Genomic DNA, 17,177 nt, shown 5'->3' with positions numbered 1-17,177 from the left:
GCAGTAGAGGAAAAGCCGAGGGCGTATCCCCTGCGGTACGTTGGGGGTTTTTCGATGCGGGGATGCAGTTGGCGGACTTTTCAGCAGCTTGTACTAGGGGCATGGTGTTCAACGGCTAGCACGTCGGTCTCCAAAACCGAAGGTCTGGGTTCGATTCCTAGTGCCCCTGCCATTATGAGCGAATCAGTCTTGTAGGAAACTGACTGCACGGAGCGTTCAATGTTCAAAAAATTGTGGGACTCGACAGTTGAGTTTTTTCGTGAAGTTAAAAGTGAATTCCGAAAAATCACGTTTCCCACGAAAAGCGAGACGCTCGGGTCTACAACGGTTGTGATCGTGTTTTGCATCATCATGTCGGTGTATCTCTCGGTGGTGGATTCGTTTCTTGTCTGGTTGGTGAGCAAGATTATCTGATGACCTGACCTGGTCGTGAGCTATTGAGGGGGAGAATGGGGAAGAACTGGTATGTGATTCATACCTATGCCGGATTTGAGGGGCGTGTGAAGTCCAGCATCATGGAGCGCGCGAATCAAATGGGCTTGGTCGAACAGCTTGGGCAAGTCTTGGTTCCGACCGAAGACGTCATCGAGATTAAGGACGGAAAGCGTCGGACCTCCAGGCGGAAGTTTTTCCCTGGGTACGTCCTGGTGGAGCTGGAAACACCGCTCACCGACGAAACGGCTCAGATGATCAAGGAGACTCCGAAGGTGACCGGTTTTGTCGGAGGTGGGACCAAGCCCATTCCGCTGACGACTGACGAAGCGGATTCCTTGCTCAAGCAAGTGGATTCCGGAACGGCTGCCCCGCGAGAGCAAATCCGATTTGTGAAGGGTGATAATGTCCGCATTATTGATGGGCCCTTCTTGGGATTCAATGCCTTAGTGGACGAGGTCGATGGCGATCATAATCGCGTTAAGGTGCTAGTCAGCATCTTCGGCAGGTCCACGCCTGTTGAACTCGGGTTTATGCAGGTCGAGAGGATCTAGATGCTGGGACAGCCACCGGCCTGGTGCCCGGCCGGCAGCGGCTGGAGTTCGTGGGGTGTCCTCGGCAGCTCGTGTATACATCCTGTTTGAGCTAATCTCTAGGAGCAATCATGGCGAAAGAAATCACCGGTCAAATCAAGCTACAGATTCCCGCCGGGAAGGCGAATCCGGCTCCACCGGTCGGACCGTCCTTGGGCCAGCACGGCGTGAATATCATGGAGTTCTGTAAACAGTTTAACGCCCGAACTCAGAAGGACGGAGACAGCATCATTCCGGTTGTGATCACGGTTTACAAAGACCGGACGTTCACCTTCATTACTCGCACGCCTCCCGCATCCGATCTGCTCAAGAAAGCAGCCGGTTTGATCAAGGGCTCGGGCATTCCGCATAAAGATAAGGTCGGCAAAATCACCAAAGCTCAACTGAAAGATATTGCCACGAAAAAAATGACGGATCTCAATGCGGCCGACGTTGACGGAGCCATTCGAATTATCGAAGGAACGGCGCGGAGCATGGGAATTGTCATTCAGTGATCCGTGTCAAATCCGCATGTCGTGTCGGCGTTATTGACGGGGAGAGGAAGGAGTAGGCAGATGGGAAAGAAGTTTGAGGCGGCGGCGGCGAAGGTGGAGCCGAAGCTCTATGGGCTTAAGGAGGCCGTGGAGACTGTCAAGCAATCCTCCTACGTCAAGTTCGATGAAACTGTGGATTTAGCCCTTCGATTAGGCGTCGATCCCAAGCGAGCCGACCAGATGGTTCGTGGCACCACGGTGCTTCCCCATGGGACCGGCAAGAAGGTGCGTGTGCTTGTATTTGCAAAGGGCGAAAAGGAGCAGGAAGCGCGAGCCGCTGGGGCTGATTACGTCGGTGCCGATGATCTGATGGAGAAAATTAAGGGCGGTTGGATGGATTTTGACCAGGCGATTTCGACGCCGGATTTGATGGCGTCAGTCGGAAAGCTCGGAAAGGTCCTTGGACCGCGTGGTCTCATGCCCAATCCGAAGACGGGAACAGTGACGTTTGAAGTCGGGAAGGCCGTCAATGAGATTCGGAAAGGGCGCGTCGAGTACAAGGTCGAGAAAGCGGGGATTGTTCACGTGCCGGTGGGCAAAGTCTCTTTTACTCCCGATCATCTTTATGACAACGCCAATGCCGTTCTTGAATCTGTCATGAAAGCCCGACCGGCGTCCGTCAAGGGACGGTATCTGAAGAGCGCGACTATTTCCAGCACCATGGGACCGGGCGTGCACTTGGATCCAATGGGCATCACTAAGGAATGGAGCTAAAAGTCTGGATGGGTGCTTGGATTGCGGCATGCGTGCGGGGCGCCGGCACGCTAAGGACATCATGCAGGCGCCCAGGTAGCGTAGCGTAGTGAGAGGAAGGGGAGAAGGGGACATGAAAAAGGAAGAGAAAGCGACCGCCATTGCCGAACTGCATGAAAAGTTCTCGCGGGCGAAGCTCGCCGTGATGACAGAGTGCTCCGGGCTTGAGGTCAATCATGTCACGGAACTACGGCGGCAATTGCGCGGCGTAAAGGCCGAGTTCACGGTGATGAAAAATACGCTCGCGGCACGAGCCGTGGAAGGGACGCAAATCGTCGCGGCCAAGCCGCATTTTAAAGGCCCATTGGCGGTGCTCATCGGGTATGACGATCCGGCCGTAGCGACCAAAATATTGCGCGATTTCATTAAAGCGGAAAAGCGCGAAGAAAAGATGAAGATCACCGTGGGAGTGTTGGATGGCAATTTGCTGCAGGCCGAGCAGCTGCTTGCTGTCGCCGGCCTCCCGTCGAAAGCGGTGCTGATATCCATGCTGCTCTCTGCGATGCAAGGACCGGCCCGTGGTTTGGTCTACGCACTGAGCGGACTCATGAGGGGACTCGTTGGAGTATTAGCGGCAATTCAGGACAAGAAGAAAGGAGAAGGGGACATGGCAACAGCAGAAGGCAAGTTATCGCAAGAGGAATTCATCAAGGCCATTGAAGGCATGAGCGTATTGGAGCTTTCAGAGTTGGTCAAGGGATTGGAGACCCGCTTCGGCGTTACGGCAGCCGCTCCAGTCGCCGTCGCGGCACCTGGTACAGGAGGCGGTGCAGCCGCTCCGGCGGCGGAGGAGAAGACTTCCTTTGATGTGATTCTGGCGAGCGCCGCGGCTGACAAAAAGATCCAAGTGATCAAGGTTGTTCGAGAGCTCACCAGCCTGGGCTTGAAGGAAGCCAAGGATCTTGTGGAAGGTGCGCCTAAGCCCATCAAGACTGGTGTCACGAAGGAAGAAGCCGACACGATGAAAAAGAAGTTAGAGGAAAGTGGCGCAAAGGTCGAGGTTAAGTAGCGTCAGAACACACGCGTTGTCGTGCCGGTACGGTTAATGTCGGCAGGACCGTTCACTCTCTCTGATGGAGGAGCTTGGAATGTTGGAGATGTCTGTCAATGGATTGGTCGAGCGGAAAGATTATTCGAAAATCCGTGCGAACATTGACATTCCCGATTTGATCGGAATCCAGAAGCGATCCTATGAGCAGTTTCTGCAGTTGGAGACCGATCCTGACCGTCGTGAGGACAAGGGGCTCCAGGCCGCGCTGGTCAGTGTGTTTCCGATCGCTGACTACAACAATACGGCGGTGCTGGAATTTTCCAGCTACTCTTTGGGTACGCCGAAATACGATGTCCGCGAATGCCTTGAGCAGGGGATGACGTACGCGGTCCCACTCAAGCTTCGCGTACGCCTCGTGGTCTTTGATAAGGAAGACAAGGGGCCCAAGAAAAAAGTACTCGATGTGCGCGAACAGGAAGTGTACGTCGGCGAGTTGCCGCTGATGACGGAGCGGGGAACCTTCATTATCAATGGCACCGAACGTGTAGTGGTCAGTCAGCTCCACCGGTCTCCGGGCGCGTCGTTTACGCATGATAAGGGGAAGACGCATGCGAGCGGGAAGGTGTTGTACTCTGCCCGCATCATTCCATATCGGGGGTCGTGGTTGGACTTTGAGTTCGACGCGCGCGACATCCTGTATGTGCGTATCGACCGTCGCCGTAAGATGCCGGCGACGATTTTATTGAAAGCCTTCGGCTATTCCGGCGACGATCTCCTGAAAATGTATTACGCTGTGGAAGAAATCCGCGTCGTCAAAGGGAAGCTGATGCGGAAGCTTGATCCCGAGATTCACCACGGGGCGAGATGTCCGGTCGAAATTACGGAAAAGGGCAGCAAAGAGCCTATAGTCCGTGAGGGTGCCAAGCTGACGAAGAATACCATTGCCCGTTTGAAGGCGGCCGGTGTGAAAGAAGTTCCAGTGAACCCCGCCGACCTCGTTGGTAGGGCGGTTCTGACGGAATTGGTCGATCCCGTGTCCAAAGAGATGTTGCTGGAGAAGAACCATAAGTTGACGCCGGCGGCGCTCGACAAGATTCTCGAAAGCAACATCGACAGCTTTAAAGCCATCTACCTTGACACCGTCACTGCGACGCCGGTGATTCTCGATACGTTGGATATGGAGCACACTGAATCCAAAGAAGAGGCGATGGTTGAAATCTATAAGCGTCTCAGGCCTGGCGAAACACCATCGGTCGAGACGGCCAAAGTGCTCTTTGAGAATCTGTTCAACAACGGAAAACGGTATGATCTGTCGCCGGTTGGACGGTTGAAACTCAACAAGAAGCTCGGCCTTGATTTGGCCCTCGAGCAGCGCACGTTGACGGCACAGGATATCGTGGAGGTCATCCGCTATCTGGTCAATCTGAAGCTTGGCAAGGGAGACATCGACGATATCGACCACTTGGGAAATCGACGGGTGCGCTCGGTCGGCGAACTGTTGGAAAATCAGGTTCGCTTGGGTCTGGTGCGCATGGAGCGCAGCATCAAGGAGCGGATGAATCTGCTCGATATGGAGACGGTGCTTCCGCACGACCTGATCAATGCCAAGCCCGTCGTGGCGGCGATCAAAGAGTTCTTCAGCAGCAGCCAGCTCTCGCAGTTTATGGATCAGACCAACCCATTGGCCGAAATCACGCACAAGCGTCGGCTGTCGGCGCTTGGCCCAGGGGGATTAACCCGCGAACGCGCGGGATTCGAGGTGCGAGATGTGCACCCCTCCCACTACAGTCGTATCTGTCCGATTGAAACGCCGGAAGGTCCGAACATCGGGTTGATTACCTCGCTGGCCACCTATGCCCGGATCAACGATTTCGGTTTCATTGAAGCGCCGTATCGTAAGGTCCGAAAGGGCCGTGTCACCGATGAGATTGAATACCTGTCTGCCATTGAGGGTGACCAGTACACGGTTGCGCAAGCCAATTCAAAAGTGGATGGATCGGGACGGTTGGTGTCGGAAACTATCTCCTCTCGGAAGGCCGGGGATTTTGTCACGACGACTGCGGACCGGGTGGAATACATGGATGTCTCGCCGAAACAGGTCGTCAGCGTCGCAACAGCCTTGGTGCCATTCCTTGAGCACGATGATGCCAATCGTGCTCTCATGGGCTCGAACATGCAGCGGCAAGCCGTACCCTTGGTACGGACTGAAGCGCCGTTCGTCGGAACCGGCATGGAAGCGGTCGTAGCAAGAGATTCCGGCTACGTCATCCAATCGAAGCGAGCCGGGGTTGTCGAGAGTGTGGATGCGACTCGGATCGTGGTCCGCGCCGAACCGAAAAAGAATGAGGGCGGCCGGAAGAGTGATGGATTGTTGGATGTCTACGATTTGATCAAATTTCAGCGGTCCAATCAGAACACCTGTATCACGCAGAAGCCGGTCGTTCGCGTGGGACAGCCGGTGAAAAAGGGACAAGTGCTCGGTGATGGGCCGGCGATGGATAAGGGCGAGTTGGCGCTTGGCCAGAACGTCTTGGTCGCCTTCATGCCATGGGGCGGATACAATTTCGAAGACGCCATCCTCCTCAGCGAAAAGCTGGTGCGTGAGGATGCGTTCACGTCGATCCATATCGAGGAGTTTGAAGTCGAGGCTCGTGACACAAAATTAGGTAAAGAAGAAATCACTCGGGACATTCCCAATGTCGGAGAGGAAGCGCTCAGAAATCTCGATGAAAGCGGCATCATCCGGATAGGCGCGGAGGTGAAGCCGGGAGATATTCTGGTCGGGAAGGTGACTCCGAAGGGAGAGACGCAACTGACCCCTGAGGAGAAACTGCTTCGAGCGATCTTCGGTGAAAAGGCGGGCGACGTCAAGGACACCTCCCTTCAAGTGCCGCCCGGCGTCGAGGGGATTGTTGTCGATGTCAAGATTTTTTCGCGCAAAGGGCTTGACAAGGATGAACGCTCCAAGAGCATCGAAAATGAAGATGTCCTGAAGTTGCAGCGCGACCACCAAGACGAGCTTCGCATTATCGAAGAAGAAAAGACGAAGAAGGTGCGGAAGTTCTTGCTCGGGAAAGTGGTGGGGCGAGACCTCATGGACGCTGACACGGGAGACGTGACCCTGAAGAAAAAGGGGAAGCTCACGGCAGAGGTGCTCAAGAAGTTGGGTGACGATCAAATCAAGCACATCACGTTGAGCGATCCCGATGAGCAGAAACAGCTCGAAGAAATCGAACGGCTCGCAAAGGAGCAGATTGAAATCTTGCAGACGCTGTATGACGATAAGGTCGGGCGTCTCAAGCGAGGCGATGAATTGCCGCCTGGCGTCATTAAGCTGGTCAAAGTGTATATTGCGATGAAGCGGAAGATCTCTGTCGGGGACAAGATGGCGGGCCGGCATGGCAACAAAGGCGTGGTCTCCAGAATTTTGCCGGAAGAGGATATGCCGTATCTGCCGGACGGCACCCCTGTCGAGATCGTCTTGAATCCATTGGGTGTGCCCTCGCGTATGAACGTCGGGCAAATTCTTGAAACGCATTTGGGCTGGGCCGCGAAGGCGCTCGGCATTAACGTCTCCAGCCCGGTTTTTGACGGAGCGTCCGAAAAGGAAATTAAGGAGTTGCTCAAAAAGGCGGGCTTGCCGCCAACCGGGCAAACGCGACTCTATGACGGTCGGACCGGAGAGCCGTTTAAGAGTCCGGTCACAGTCGGATATATGTACATGCTGAAATTGCACCATTTAGTGGATGATAAAATTCACGCCCGCTCCATCGGTCCCTATTCGCTGGTCACGCAGCAACCGTTGGGTGGAAAGGCGCAATTCGGTGGACAACGATTGGGTGAAATGGAGGTGTGGGCGCTTCAGGCATATGGCGCGGCTTCCACTCTCCAGGAATTCCTTACCGTCAAGTCGGATGATGTGCCGGGCCGCTCGCGGATTTATGAGGCCATCGTCAAAGGAGAAAACTTTTTGGAGCCGGGCCTGCCGGAATCCTTCAACGTATTGGTCAAGGAACTGCAAAGCCTCGGTCTCGACGTCGAACTGGTCAAATCAAAAGAATGAACCGAAGAGAAGCCATTAGCCGTTAGCCGTGAGCGATCAGCCAGATGGACTATGCCATGACTCGGAAAAGAATCTGTGCTGAAAACTGATGGCTGAAAGCTGACCGCTTACAAGGAGGATACCCTTGGAAGGCATTTACACACTATTTGAAAAGCCTCGCGATTCCATGTCCTTTGATGCCATGCGCATTCGGATTGCATCGCCGGAAAAGATTCGCTCGTGGTCCTATGGCGAAGTGAAGAAACCGGAGACGATCAATTATCGTTCGTTTAAGCCGGAAAAGGATGGACTGTTTTGCGCGAAAATTTTCGGTCCTATCAAGGATTGGGAGTGCAATTGCGGCAAATATAAGCGCATGAAGCATCGCGGCATCGTCTGTGATAAATGCGGTGTCGAAGTCATCCAGTCGAAAGTGCGGCGCGAGCGGATGGGACATATCGAGCTGGCCGCTCCAGTGGCTCATATCTGGTTTCTCAAGGGCGTGCCAAGCCGGATCGGCACGCTGCTCGATATGAGTCTGAAGCACCTGGAGAAAATTCTCTACTTTGAAAGCTACGTTGTCGTGGATCCAGGCGATACGTCGCTGAAGGTGCAAGAGTTGTTAACGGAGGACATGCTCCGCACCCTTCAGGAAGAACACGGCGCGAGCGCTTTCAAGGCAGGAATCGGCGCAGAAGCCATTCGCGATCTGCTCAGAAAAGTCGACATCAATGCCCAGTGGGACGAACTCCATATCAAGTCCAAGACTTCTACGTCGGTCGCAGTGAAGAAAAAACTGGCGAAGCGCTTGAAGGTCCTCGAGGCCTTCCGGAAATCCGGAAATAAGCCCGAGTGGATGATTATGGACGTCATTCCCGTCCTCCCGCCCGAATTGCGTCCATTGGTGCCATTGGACGGCGGCCGGTTTGCCACATCGGATCTGAATGATCTCTATCGCCGAGTCATCAATCGGAATAATCGATTGAAGCGGCTGATGGAACTCAAAGCGCCCGGCGTGATCATCCGAAATGAGATGCGGATGCTCCAGGAGGCCGTTGATGCGCTCTTTGATAACGGACGCCGAGGGCGGGCGATCCGTGGTCCGAACAAACGACCGTTGAAGTCGTTGAGCGACATGCTCAAGGGCAAGCAGGGCCGGTTCCGGCAGAACCTGCTCGGAAAGCGTGTGGATTACTCCGGTCGTTCCGTGATCGTCGTCGGTCCGGAGCTACGTTTGAATCAGTGCGGGCTGCCAAAAAAGATGGCCCTCGAACTATTCAAGCCGTTTATCTTTCACAAACTGGAAGCCAGGGGGGCTGCCACCACGATCAAAAGCGCGAAGCGGTTGGTTGAGAAGGAACGTCCGGAAGTCTGGGATGTGCTGGATGAAGTCATCCGCGAGCATCCCGTTCTTCTCAACCGCGCGCCGACGCTCCACCGTCTTGGTATTCAGGCGTTCGATCCCGTGCTCGTCGAAGGCAAGGCTATCAGGTTGCATCCTTTGGTATGCGCGGCCTTCAATGCGGACTTTGACGGCGATCAGATGGCGGTGCATGTGCCGCTTTCCGTTGAAGCGCAAATCGAAGCGCGTGTGCTGATGATGTCAATCAATAACATCCTTTCGCCCGCCAATGGCAAGCCAATTGCCGTGCCGTCCCAAGATATGGTGTTGGGCTGCTATTGGTTGACCAAGGAACGGCCTGGTGCCAAAGGTGAAGGCAAGGTGTTCGCATCTCAGGAAGAAGTGCGAATGGCCTATGATGCCGGCGAAGTGGAAGAGCACGCGAAAATCAAAGTCCGTATCGAAGGCAATCTTGTAGCGACGACGGTGGGGCGGATCCTCCTCGGTGAAGTGTTGCCGGTCACGACGCCCTTCTCGGTTGCCAATCAGGTCATGACCAAGAAGGAAATGACCAAGCTGATCGATACAGTGTATCGACAAGCCGGCCACCGAGAAACCGTTATGTTGTTGGATAAGATTAAAGACTTGGGATTTTACTATGCCACCAAGGCGGGCGCGTCGATCTGTATCGACAACATGCACATCCCGCTGAAAAAGGAAGAACTGATTAACCGGGCTCAACGCGAAGTCAACGAAATCGAGAAACAGTACAGTGAAGGGTTGATCACGAACGGGGAGCGCTACAACAAGGTCATCGATATCTGGGCGCATGTCACCGAACAGGTGGCGAACGAGATGATGAAAGAGCTGAGCCTGGGAGCGGACGGCGGATCTAAGGAGGCCTTCAATCCGATTTTCATGATGGCCGACTCGGGCGCACGTGGCAGCTCTCAGCAGATCAGGCAGCTTGGCGGTATGCGCGGTTTGATGGCTAAGCCTTCAGGTGAAATTATTGAGACGCCGATTACGGCGAATTTCCGGGAAGGCTTGACCGTGTTGCAGTATTTCATTTCCACGCACGGCGCCCGCAAAGGTCTCGCGGACACTGCGTTGAAGACTGCGAACTCCGGCTATCTCACCCGGCGGCTGGTCGACATCAGCCAAGATGTAATTATCACCGAGCTGGATTGCGGAACGGCAGACGGCATTGTCGTGACGGCCCTTATTGAGGGTGGAGAAATTATTCAACCGCTCGAGGACCGTATCTTGGGTCGTTTGGCGTCGGAAGACATTCGCGATCCGTTAACCGGCGAGATGATCGTCAAGGCCAACGAAGAAATCGACGAGGAGCGCGCCAAGAGCGTTGTTGAAGCCGGTGTCGATCGGGTTACCATCCGTTCAGTGCTTACCTGTCAGTCGCGCCGGGGTGTCTGTATCAAGTGCTATGGACGCGATCTCTCCCGAGGTCGGCTAGTGGAAAAAGGCGAGCCGGTTGGCGTTATTGCCGCGCAGTCGATCGGAGAGCCGGGTACGCAGCTCACAATGAGAACGTTCCATATCGGCGGAACGGCGAGCAAGGTCGTCGAGCAGACGGTGGTTGAGGGAAAACATGCCGGTTTCTTGAAATTTATGAGCTTCGATGCGAAGAAAAACACCGACCACCATAATCCGACCATAGCCGTGAAGAATAAAGAAGGCGAATGGGTCGTGATGAATCGCAACGCCAAGATTGCGATCTATGATGAAAACGGTCGCGAACGCGAAAAGTATCCCGTGGTGTACGGCGCGCGCATCAAGGTTAAAGACGGCGGCCGCGTGGAAGTCGGTCAGAGGCTGGTCGAATGGGATCCCTATTCCCTCTCTATCCTGACGGATGTGGGTGGTAAGGTCGCGTATGGGGATATTACTGAAGGCGTGACCATGAAAGAGGAGTTCGATGAGGTCACGGGATTGTCGCGCAAAGTGGTGATTGAGCATTCCGGCACCACGATGCGGCCGCGCGTCTCCATTAAGGATGACTCCGGCAAGACGGCAAAGGTTTCAAGCGCGGCGGCCGTGGCTCGATATCTTCTTCCCGTGGGCGCGCATATTCTCGTCGAAAAGGGGAGCACTGTTTATCCGGGTGACGTGCTGGCAAAGATTCCTCGCGAGACGACGAAGACCAAAGACATCACCGGAGGTTTGCCGCGTGTCGCTGAGCTATTCGAGGCTCGGAAGCCAAAAGAGCAGGCGGTTATCAGCGAAATCGATGGTGAGGTTTCCTATGAAGGCTTCGTAAAAGGTATGCGCAGAGTCATCGTCGACAATAAAGTAGGGGATCGGAAAGAGTATTCCATTCCCAAGGGAAAGCACGTCAATGTCCACGAAGGAGATTGGGTCAGAGCCGGTGAGCCGCTCATGGACGGGTCGGCAAATCCGCATGACATTCTGGACGTACTGGGTCCGAAAGAACTCCAGAAATATCTCGTGGACGAAGTCCAGGATGTGTACCGGTTGCAAGGTGTCTCGATCAATGACAAGCACATTGAGATCATTGTCCGCCAAATGTTGCGGAAGGTTCGCATCGAAGATCCGGGGGATACGGAGTTCCTACCGGGAAGCCAAGTAAGTCGGTTCGCATTCGAAGACGAAAACGAGCGGGTCTTGGCCAATGGCGGCAAAGCGGCGCTTGGGAAGCCGGTATTGTTGGGCATTACTAAAGCAGCCTTGACGACGGATAGCTTTATTTCGGCTGCCTCCTTCCAGGAGACAACTCGTGTCTTGACGGAAGCGTCTATTAACGGGAAGGAAGATCAGCTCTTGGGCTTGAAGGAAAATGTCATCGTCGGGCGCCTGATTCCTGCCGGGACGGGGTTCGACGAATATCGCGACACGTTTGTCATAAGTCCCAAGCAGGAGGCGGAAGACCGTGAGTTGACCGGCGAGCCAGTCGGTATTGCGCAAGAGATGCAACAAAAAGTAGAAACTGGGTCGACTGGTGCGTAAAAAGGGTTTCTGCTTGCTTGACATGGAGCTCGCACCTCATTATAATCCGTCGGCTTTGGGCGAATAGCCAACAGGAAATTGAAATGCCAACGATCAATCAATTAGTGCGACAGGGAAGGCGGAAGGCGCAGGGGAAGACGAAGAGTCCGGCTCTCAAGCGTTGTCCGCAGAAACGTGGAGTGTGTATCAGGGTCTATACCTCGACGCCCAAAAAGCCGAACTCGGCGTTGCGGAAAGTAGCCCGCGTTCGTCTGACGAACGGAATGGAAGTCACTTCTTATATTCCGGGCGTGGGGCACAATCTCCAGGAGCACTCCATCGTGTTGGTCCGGGGCGGCCGCGTCAAGGACTTACCGGGTGTCCGTTACCACATCGTTCGTGGTGCGTTGGATGCCGTCGGGGTCGCCAATCGCAAGCAAAGTAGATCGAAGTACGGCGCGAAGCGGCCGAAGTAACTTCCACTGACATTCATTAAAAGAAGAAACGAAGATGCCAAGACGACGAATATTTGGACAGCGAGAGGTGGCCCCCGATGCTCGATATCACGATAAGCTGGTGAGCAAGTTTATCAACGTGATGATGTACGGGGGAAAGAAAAGCACCGCCGAGCGGGTGTGTTACGGGGCATTCGATGTCATTCAGGAGAAGACAGGTAACGACCCGCTTAAGGTGTTTCGGGCCGCGCTGGATAATGTAAAGCCTATTGTGGAAGTGAAGTCGCGCCGCGTCGGTGGCGCGTCCTATCAAGTGCCGGTTGAAATACGTCCAGTTCGCCGTATGTCGTTGGCGTTGCGCTGGATCTCAGAGTATTCCAAGGCGCGCGGCGGAAAGAGCATGGCTGAAAAATTGGCTGGCGAGTTGCTTGATGCAGCCAACAATACCGGGGCATCAGTCAAGAAGCGAGAAGATACACACCGAATGGCCGAGGCCAATAAGGCCTTTGCGCATTACCGCTGGTAAGCAGCGTTCATAGAAACAGTCTTTGTGCTGCAGTTGGCCGCGCTGCGAATTGCAGGTGGGTCGACCTGTATCGCGGGCGAATGTCTGCTGCAGCACGATTATTTTCGGAGGTTTCACGTGGCTCGGCGAGTTTCCCTGGATCGGACCAGAAATATCGGCATCATGGCGCATATCGACGCCGGGAAAACGACGACGACTGAACGCATCTTGTTCTACACCGGTGTATCCCACAAGATGGGCGAAGTGCACGATGGCGCTGCGACAATGGACTGGATGGAGCAGGAGCGTGAGCGTGGGATCACGATCACATCCGCTGCGACGACCTGCTATTGGAAGGACTATCGCATCAATATTATTGATACGCCGGGCCACGTCGATTTCACCATTGAGGTCGAGCGGTCCTTGCGCGTGTTGGATGGTGCCGTCACGGTTTTTGATTCTGTGCAAGGCGTTGAGCCGCAATCTGAAACCGTCTGGCGGCAGGCGGATAAGTATCATGTGCCGCGCATCGCCTTCATGAATAAAATGGATCGTATCGGTGCCGACTTTTTTACAAGTGTGCAATCGATGGTGGATCGTCTGGGAGCGACGCCTGTTCCGATTCAGTTGCCAATCGGTCGAGAGGGCGATTTCAGGGGTTGCGTCGATCTGATCACCATGAAGGCGTATGTGTACGATGACGAATCATTGGGTGCCAGATACAAGGTAGAGGAAATCCCGGCAAATATGGTCGAGATTTCTCGTGAGTATCGCGAGAAGATGCTGGAAGCCGTGGCGGAATATGACGAGCGCGTCTTGGAAAAATATTTAAATGGCGACACATTAACTGAAGAGGACGTGAAGAAGGCCGTTCGTGCGGGTGCAATCAGCATGAAAGTGACCCCGGTCCTCTGCGGGGCATCTTTTAAGAACAAAGGCGTGCAGCAGCTCCTCGATGGAGTGGTGGACTTCCTCCCGTCGCCGCTAGATATCCCGCCGGTGACGGGCGTGGATCCCTCGACCGAAAAAGAGTTGCTACGCCAAGCGAGCGACAACGAGCCGTTTTCCGCCTTGGCCTTTAAGATTATGACCGACCCGTTCGCGGGTCAATTGACGTATTTCAGGGTCTATTCAGGTACGCTCAAGACAGGGACAACTGTCTATAACATTACCAAGAATACAAAGGAACGGATCGGACGGCTGCTGAAAATGCACGCCAATAAGCGGGAAGATATCGATGAGGTCTATGCCGGGGACATTGCGGCGGCGGTCGGGTTGAAGGGGGCGACGACGGGCGATACTCTCTGTGATGAAAAGAACCCGATTCTCCTGGAAGTCATGAAATTTCCTGAGCCGGTGATTTCAATGGCGATTGAGCCGAAGACCAAGCAGGATCAGGAGAAGCTTGGATTTTCGCTCCAGAAATTGGCGCAGGAGGACCCATCGTTCCGGGTACGAACCGACGAAGAGACGGCGCAGACCATTATCGCCGGGATGGGCGAGTTACATCTCGAGATCATTGTCGACCGGTTGATGCGCGAGTTCAAAGTTGAAGCGAACGTTGGCAAGCCCGAGGTTGCGTACCGTGAAACGATTAGGCGCCATGCAGAAGCCGAAGGAAAATACATCAAGCAGACGGGCGGGCGTGGGCAGTATGGCCATGTCGTTTTGACCGTGGAGCCGAGTGAGCCGGGGAAGGGTTTCGAATTTGTCAATAAGATTGTAGGTGGTTCCATCCCACGAGAATACGTTCCGGCCATAGAAAAAGGGGTTCGCGAGCGCATGGAAACGGGTGTGTTAGCCGGTTATCCGATGCGGGATGTGCGTGTGACCGTGATCGACGGCTCATACCACGATGTCGATTCCAATGAAATGGCCTTTAAGATTGCGGCATCGATGGGGTTTCAGGATGCTTGCCGGAGAGCCGATGCGGTCCTGCTGGAGCCCATCATGAAAGTGGAAGTCTTGGTGCCGCAGGAATATATGGGTGACGTCATTGGGAATCTCAACGGTCGACGCGGCAAGATCCAGGGGATCAAGGTTCGTGCAGGATCGCAGGCCATTGATGCTGCCGTTCCCTTAAGCGAGATGTTCGGGTATGCCACCGACTTGCGTTCGCGTACGCAGGGACGAGCGACGTACAGCATGGAATTTGATCGGTATGAACAGGTTCCGAAGCAGATCGCTGAGCAGATTATCGCGAAGAACCAAGGGGCCGCTTGATCGCGGGATCGCGACCGTTTGCCGGTATCAGTGTAGCAACTCAAGTGATCCAATCGGACGAAGGAGGAGGGTATGGCGAAGGCGAAGTTTGAGCGGCGCAAGCCCCACGTGAATATCGGGACGATCGGGCATGTGGACCACGGCAAGACGACGCTCACGTCCGCACTGACGAAGATCTGCAGCGAGCGCGGCATGGCGAAGTTTGTCAGTTACGACGAAGTGGCCAAGGCGAGCGAATCGCAGGGCCGGCGCGATGCGTCCAAGATCATGACGATTGCCATCAGTCACGTCGAGTACGAAACCGACAAGCGGCACTATGCGCACGTGGATTGTCCGGGGCATGCGGACTATGTCAAGAACATGATTACCGGGGCCGCGCAGATGGACGGGGCCATTTTGGTCGTCAGCGCCGCCGACGGGCCCATGCCGCAGACCCGCGAGCACATTCTGCTCGCCCGGCAGGTGGGCGTGCCGTATGTCGTCGTGTTCCTCAACAAGGCGGACAAGGTCGACGATAAGGAATTGCTCGAGCTGGTCGAATTGGAAGTGCGCGAGTTGCTGAGCAAGTATGAATTTCCGGGGGATAAGACGCCCATTATCACTGGGTCGGCCACGAAGGCCATGGAAGGCGATCAGAGCGAGATTGGCGTGCCGTCGATTCTGAAGTTGCTCGATGCGGTGGATAGCTACATCCCGACGCCCGTGCGGCCCATCGACAAGCCGTTTCTGATGCCGATCGAAGACGTCTTTACGATCAGCGGCCGGGGGACGGTGGTGACGGGGCGCTGTGAGCGCGGGATCGTCAAAGTGGGCGATGAAATCGAGATCATCGGGTTGCGGCCGACGCAGAGCACGATTGTGACCGGAGTAGAGATGTTCCGCAAGGTGCTCGATGAAGGGCAGGCGGGCGACAACATCGGGGTGCTGTTGCGGGGGACGAAGAAGGAAGATGTGGAGCGCGGCATGGTCCTGGCCAAGCCCAAGAGCATTACGCCGCATACGAAGTTCAAGGCGGAAATTTACGTGTTGACCAAAGAGGAAGGGGGCCGGCATACGCCCTTCTTTAATGGCTACCGGCCGCAGTTTTACTTCCGGACCACGGATGTGACGGGGATCGTGCAGCTCAATCCGGGGGTGGAGATGGTCATGCCGGGGGATAATGTGACGATCAGTGCCGAATTGATCTCGCCGATTGCGATGGATCAGGGCTTGCGGTTTGCCGTGCGGGAAGGTGGCAAGACCGTCGGCTCCGGCATCGTCACCGAAATTGTGGCGTAGAGGCAAGCGGTTCGATTTCAGGCGATGAATCGGGAACAGCAGGAGATATTGTGAAGGTTGATCAGCGTATTCGTATCAGATTGAAGGGCTTCGATTATCGCGTCTTGGATCAGTCCGTTGCCGAGATCGTGGAGACCGTGAAGCGCAGTGGAGCCAAGGTGGCCGGCCCAATTCCTCTGCCGACGCGCATTGAAAAATTTACGGTCCAGCGCTCAACTCACGTCGATAAAAAATCGCGTGAGCAGTTCGAGATCCGAACTCATAAGCGATTACTCGACATTATGGAGCCGACACCGGAGACCATGGATGCGTTAATGAAGCTCAACTTAGCGGCTGGCGTCGATGTGGAGATTAAGTTGTGATTCGGATGTTGAAGACGGCTCACGGTTTCACTCAACCAGATGAACGGTGTGCGTCTTTTGAAGAAGAAATGGTGCTGGCATGACGAACGGTTTGCTCGGAAAGAAGTTGGGAATGACCCAGGTGTATGACGACGGTGGGCGCTTGACGACCGTGACGGTTGTTCAGGCCGGTCCCTGCCGGATCTCAGCGATTAAGACAAAGGAACAGCATGGCTATGAAGCTGTCCAACTTGCGTTTGATGAAGTGCCGGCAAGAAAGTTGAACAAGCCGGAGTTGGGGCATTTGAAGGCCTCGAATCTCCCCCCTAGCCGGCGTTTGATGGAATTTAAGAAGACGGGGAATGTTGAACTCGGTCAGACGTTTAAGGCCGATCTCTTTGCGAAGGGCGATTGGGTTGATGTCGAAGGGGTCTCCAAGGGGAAGGGCTTCCAGGGCGTGATGAAGCGGCACAATTATCGCGGGGGGCCGGAAACTCATGGCTCCATGTTCCATCGAGCGCCCGGATCTATTGGGGCCAGTTCACATCCGTCTCGTGTCTGGAAGAACAAGGCACTGCCCGGCCATATGGGAAGCGAGCGCGTGACCGTCCAGCGTTTGAGAGTGGTTGAGGCGCGGCCGGATGAGAATCTTCTCTTTATCAGCGGCGCTATTCCGGGGGCCACGGGTGGTTTTGTGACAGTTCGGAAATCTAAAAAGAGCTGAC

Annotated in this window: 13 protein-coding genes, 1 tRNA gene and 1 pseudogene; all 15 read left to right on the top strand. The window is 54.9% G+C overall.

Annotated elements, in window-relative coordinates:
• Positions 1-95: 95 nt before the first annotated feature.
• The 15 genes and pseudogenes from ACWHYZ_RS18910 to rplC all read left to right on the top strand — a co-directional run bounded on the left by ACWHYZ_RS18910 (position 96) and on the right by rplC (position 17,176).
• Positions 96-172: transfer RNA gene (locus tag ACWHYZ_RS18910), tRNA-Trp, on the top strand.
• A 47-nt stretch (positions 173-219) separates the two neighbouring features.
• Positions 220-414, top strand: coding sequence for a preprotein translocase subunit SecE (gene secE, locus ACWHYZ_RS18905; protein WP_447984220.1), 195 nt, complete (start codon positions 220-222; stop codon positions 412-414).
• Positions 415-449: 35 nt separating this feature from the next.
• Entirely contained in the window at positions 450-986 is a 537-nt protein-coding gene (gene nusG, locus ACWHYZ_RS18900) for a transcription termination/antitermination protein NusG (RefSeq protein WP_447984219.1), read from the top strand.
• Positions 987-1,096: 110 nt separating this feature from the next.
• Positions 1,097-1,519 carry a 50S ribosomal protein L11 gene (rplK, locus tag ACWHYZ_RS18895; RefSeq protein ID WP_447984218.1) on the top strand — a complete coding sequence of 141 codons (423 nt, stop codon included), beginning with the start codon at positions 1,097-1,099 and terminating at the stop codon, positions 1,517-1,519.
• A 60-nt stretch (positions 1,520-1,579) separates the two neighbouring features.
• Positions 1,580-2,272 (top strand): 50S ribosomal protein L1, encoded by a 693-nt coding sequence (gene rplA / locus ACWHYZ_RS18890; RefSeq protein WP_447984217.1) that lies wholly within the window; start codon positions 1,580-1,582, stop codon positions 2,270-2,272.
• 112 nt (positions 2,273-2,384) lie between these two features.
• A pseudogene (gene rplJ / locus ACWHYZ_RS18885) lies at positions 2,385-2,891 on the top strand (50S ribosomal protein L10); the annotation flags it as partial.
• A gap of 27 nt (positions 2,892-2,918) precedes the next feature.
• The gene (gene rplL, locus ACWHYZ_RS18880) at positions 2,919-3,320 is read left to right on the top strand and encodes a 50S ribosomal protein L7/L12 (RefSeq protein ID WP_447987615.1); all 402 of its coding nucleotides are present in this window, start codon (positions 2,919-2,921) and stop codon (positions 3,318-3,320) included.
• Between the two features lie 79 nt (positions 3,321-3,399).
• Positions 3,400-7,365, top strand: a complete 3,966-nt coding sequence (rpoB, locus tag ACWHYZ_RS18875) for a DNA-directed RNA polymerase subunit beta (protein WP_447984216.1) — start codon at positions 3,400-3,402, stop codon at positions 7,363-7,365.
• Positions 7,366-7,489: 124 nt separating this feature from the next.
• Complete coding sequence (gene rpoC, locus ACWHYZ_RS18870; protein WP_447984215.1) at positions 7,490-11,671, top strand: DNA-directed RNA polymerase subunit beta'; 4,182 nt, start codon at positions 7,490-7,492, stop codon at positions 11,669-11,671.
• Positions 11,672-11,754: 83 nt separating this feature from the next.
• Positions 11,755-12,126 carry a 30S ribosomal protein S12 gene (rpsL, locus tag ACWHYZ_RS18865; RefSeq protein WP_447984214.1) on the top strand — a complete coding sequence of 124 codons (372 nt, stop codon included), beginning with the start codon at positions 11,755-11,757 and terminating at the stop codon, positions 12,124-12,126.
• Between the two features lie 34 nt (positions 12,127-12,160).
• Positions 12,161-12,631, top strand: coding sequence for a 30S ribosomal protein S7 (rpsG, locus tag ACWHYZ_RS18860; RefSeq protein ID WP_447984213.1), 471 nt, complete (start codon positions 12,161-12,163; stop codon positions 12,629-12,631).
• A 117-nt stretch (positions 12,632-12,748) separates the two neighbouring features.
• Complete coding sequence (gene fusA, locus ACWHYZ_RS18855; protein ID WP_447984212.1) at positions 12,749-14,833, top strand: elongation factor G; 2,085 nt, start codon at positions 12,749-12,751, stop codon at positions 14,831-14,833.
• Positions 14,834-14,905: 72 nt separating this feature from the next.
• On the top strand, positions 14,906-16,111 hold the full coding sequence (gene tuf, locus ACWHYZ_RS18850; RefSeq protein ID WP_447984211.1) for an elongation factor Tu: 1,206 nt from the start codon (positions 14,906-14,908) through the stop codon (positions 16,109-16,111).
• A gap of 50 nt (positions 16,112-16,161) precedes the next feature.
• Entirely contained in the window at positions 16,162-16,473 is a 312-nt protein-coding gene (gene rpsJ / locus ACWHYZ_RS18845) for a 30S ribosomal protein S10 (protein WP_447975578.1), read from the top strand.
• A 79-nt stretch (positions 16,474-16,552) separates the two neighbouring features.
• Complete coding sequence (rplC, locus tag ACWHYZ_RS18840) at positions 16,553-17,176, top strand: 50S ribosomal protein L3 (protein WP_447984210.1); 624 nt, start codon at positions 16,553-16,555, stop codon at positions 17,174-17,176.
• Position 17,177 lies beyond the last annotated feature (1 nt).

Source organism: Nitrospira sp. Nam74, from assembly GCF_965152615.1.
The sequence above is the reverse complement of the archived record's forward strand: the minus strand, read 5'-3'. Positions and strand labels throughout refer to the sequence as shown.

Bases quoted from the DNA above. Each gene is read 5' to 3' on its own strand.
- secE (WP_447984220.1), top strand. From the start codon at position 220: ATGTTCAAAAAATTGTGGGACTCGACAGTTGAGTTTTTTCGTGAAGTT.
- nusG (WP_447984219.1), top strand. From the start codon at position 450: ATGGGGAAGAACTGGTATGTGATTCATACCTATGCCGGATTTGAGGGG.
- rplK (WP_447984218.1), top strand. From the start codon at position 1,097: ATGGCGAAAGAAATCACCGGTCAAATCAAGCTACAGATTCCCGCCGGG.
- rplA (WP_447984217.1), top strand. From the start codon at position 1,580: ATGGGAAAGAAGTTTGAGGCGGCGGCGGCGAAGGTGGAGCCGAAGCTC.
- rplL (WP_447987615.1), top strand. From the start codon at position 2,919: ATGGCAACAGCAGAAGGCAAGTTATCGCAAGAGGAATTCATCAAGGCC.
- rpoB (WP_447984216.1), top strand. From the start codon at position 3,400: ATGTTGGAGATGTCTGTCAATGGATTGGTCGAGCGGAAAGATTATTCG.
- rpsL (WP_447984214.1), top strand. From the start codon at position 11,755: ATGCCAACGATCAATCAATTAGTGCGACAGGGAAGGCGGAAGGCGCAG.
- rpsG (WP_447984213.1), top strand. From the start codon at position 12,161: ATGCCAAGACGACGAATATTTGGACAGCGAGAGGTGGCCCCCGATGCT.
- tuf (WP_447984211.1), top strand. From the start codon at position 14,906: ATGGCGAAGGCGAAGTTTGAGCGGCGCAAGCCCCACGTGAATATCGGG.
- rplC (WP_447984210.1), top strand. From the start codon at position 16,553: ATGACGAACGGTTTGCTCGGAAAGAAGTTGGGAATGACCCAGGTGTAT.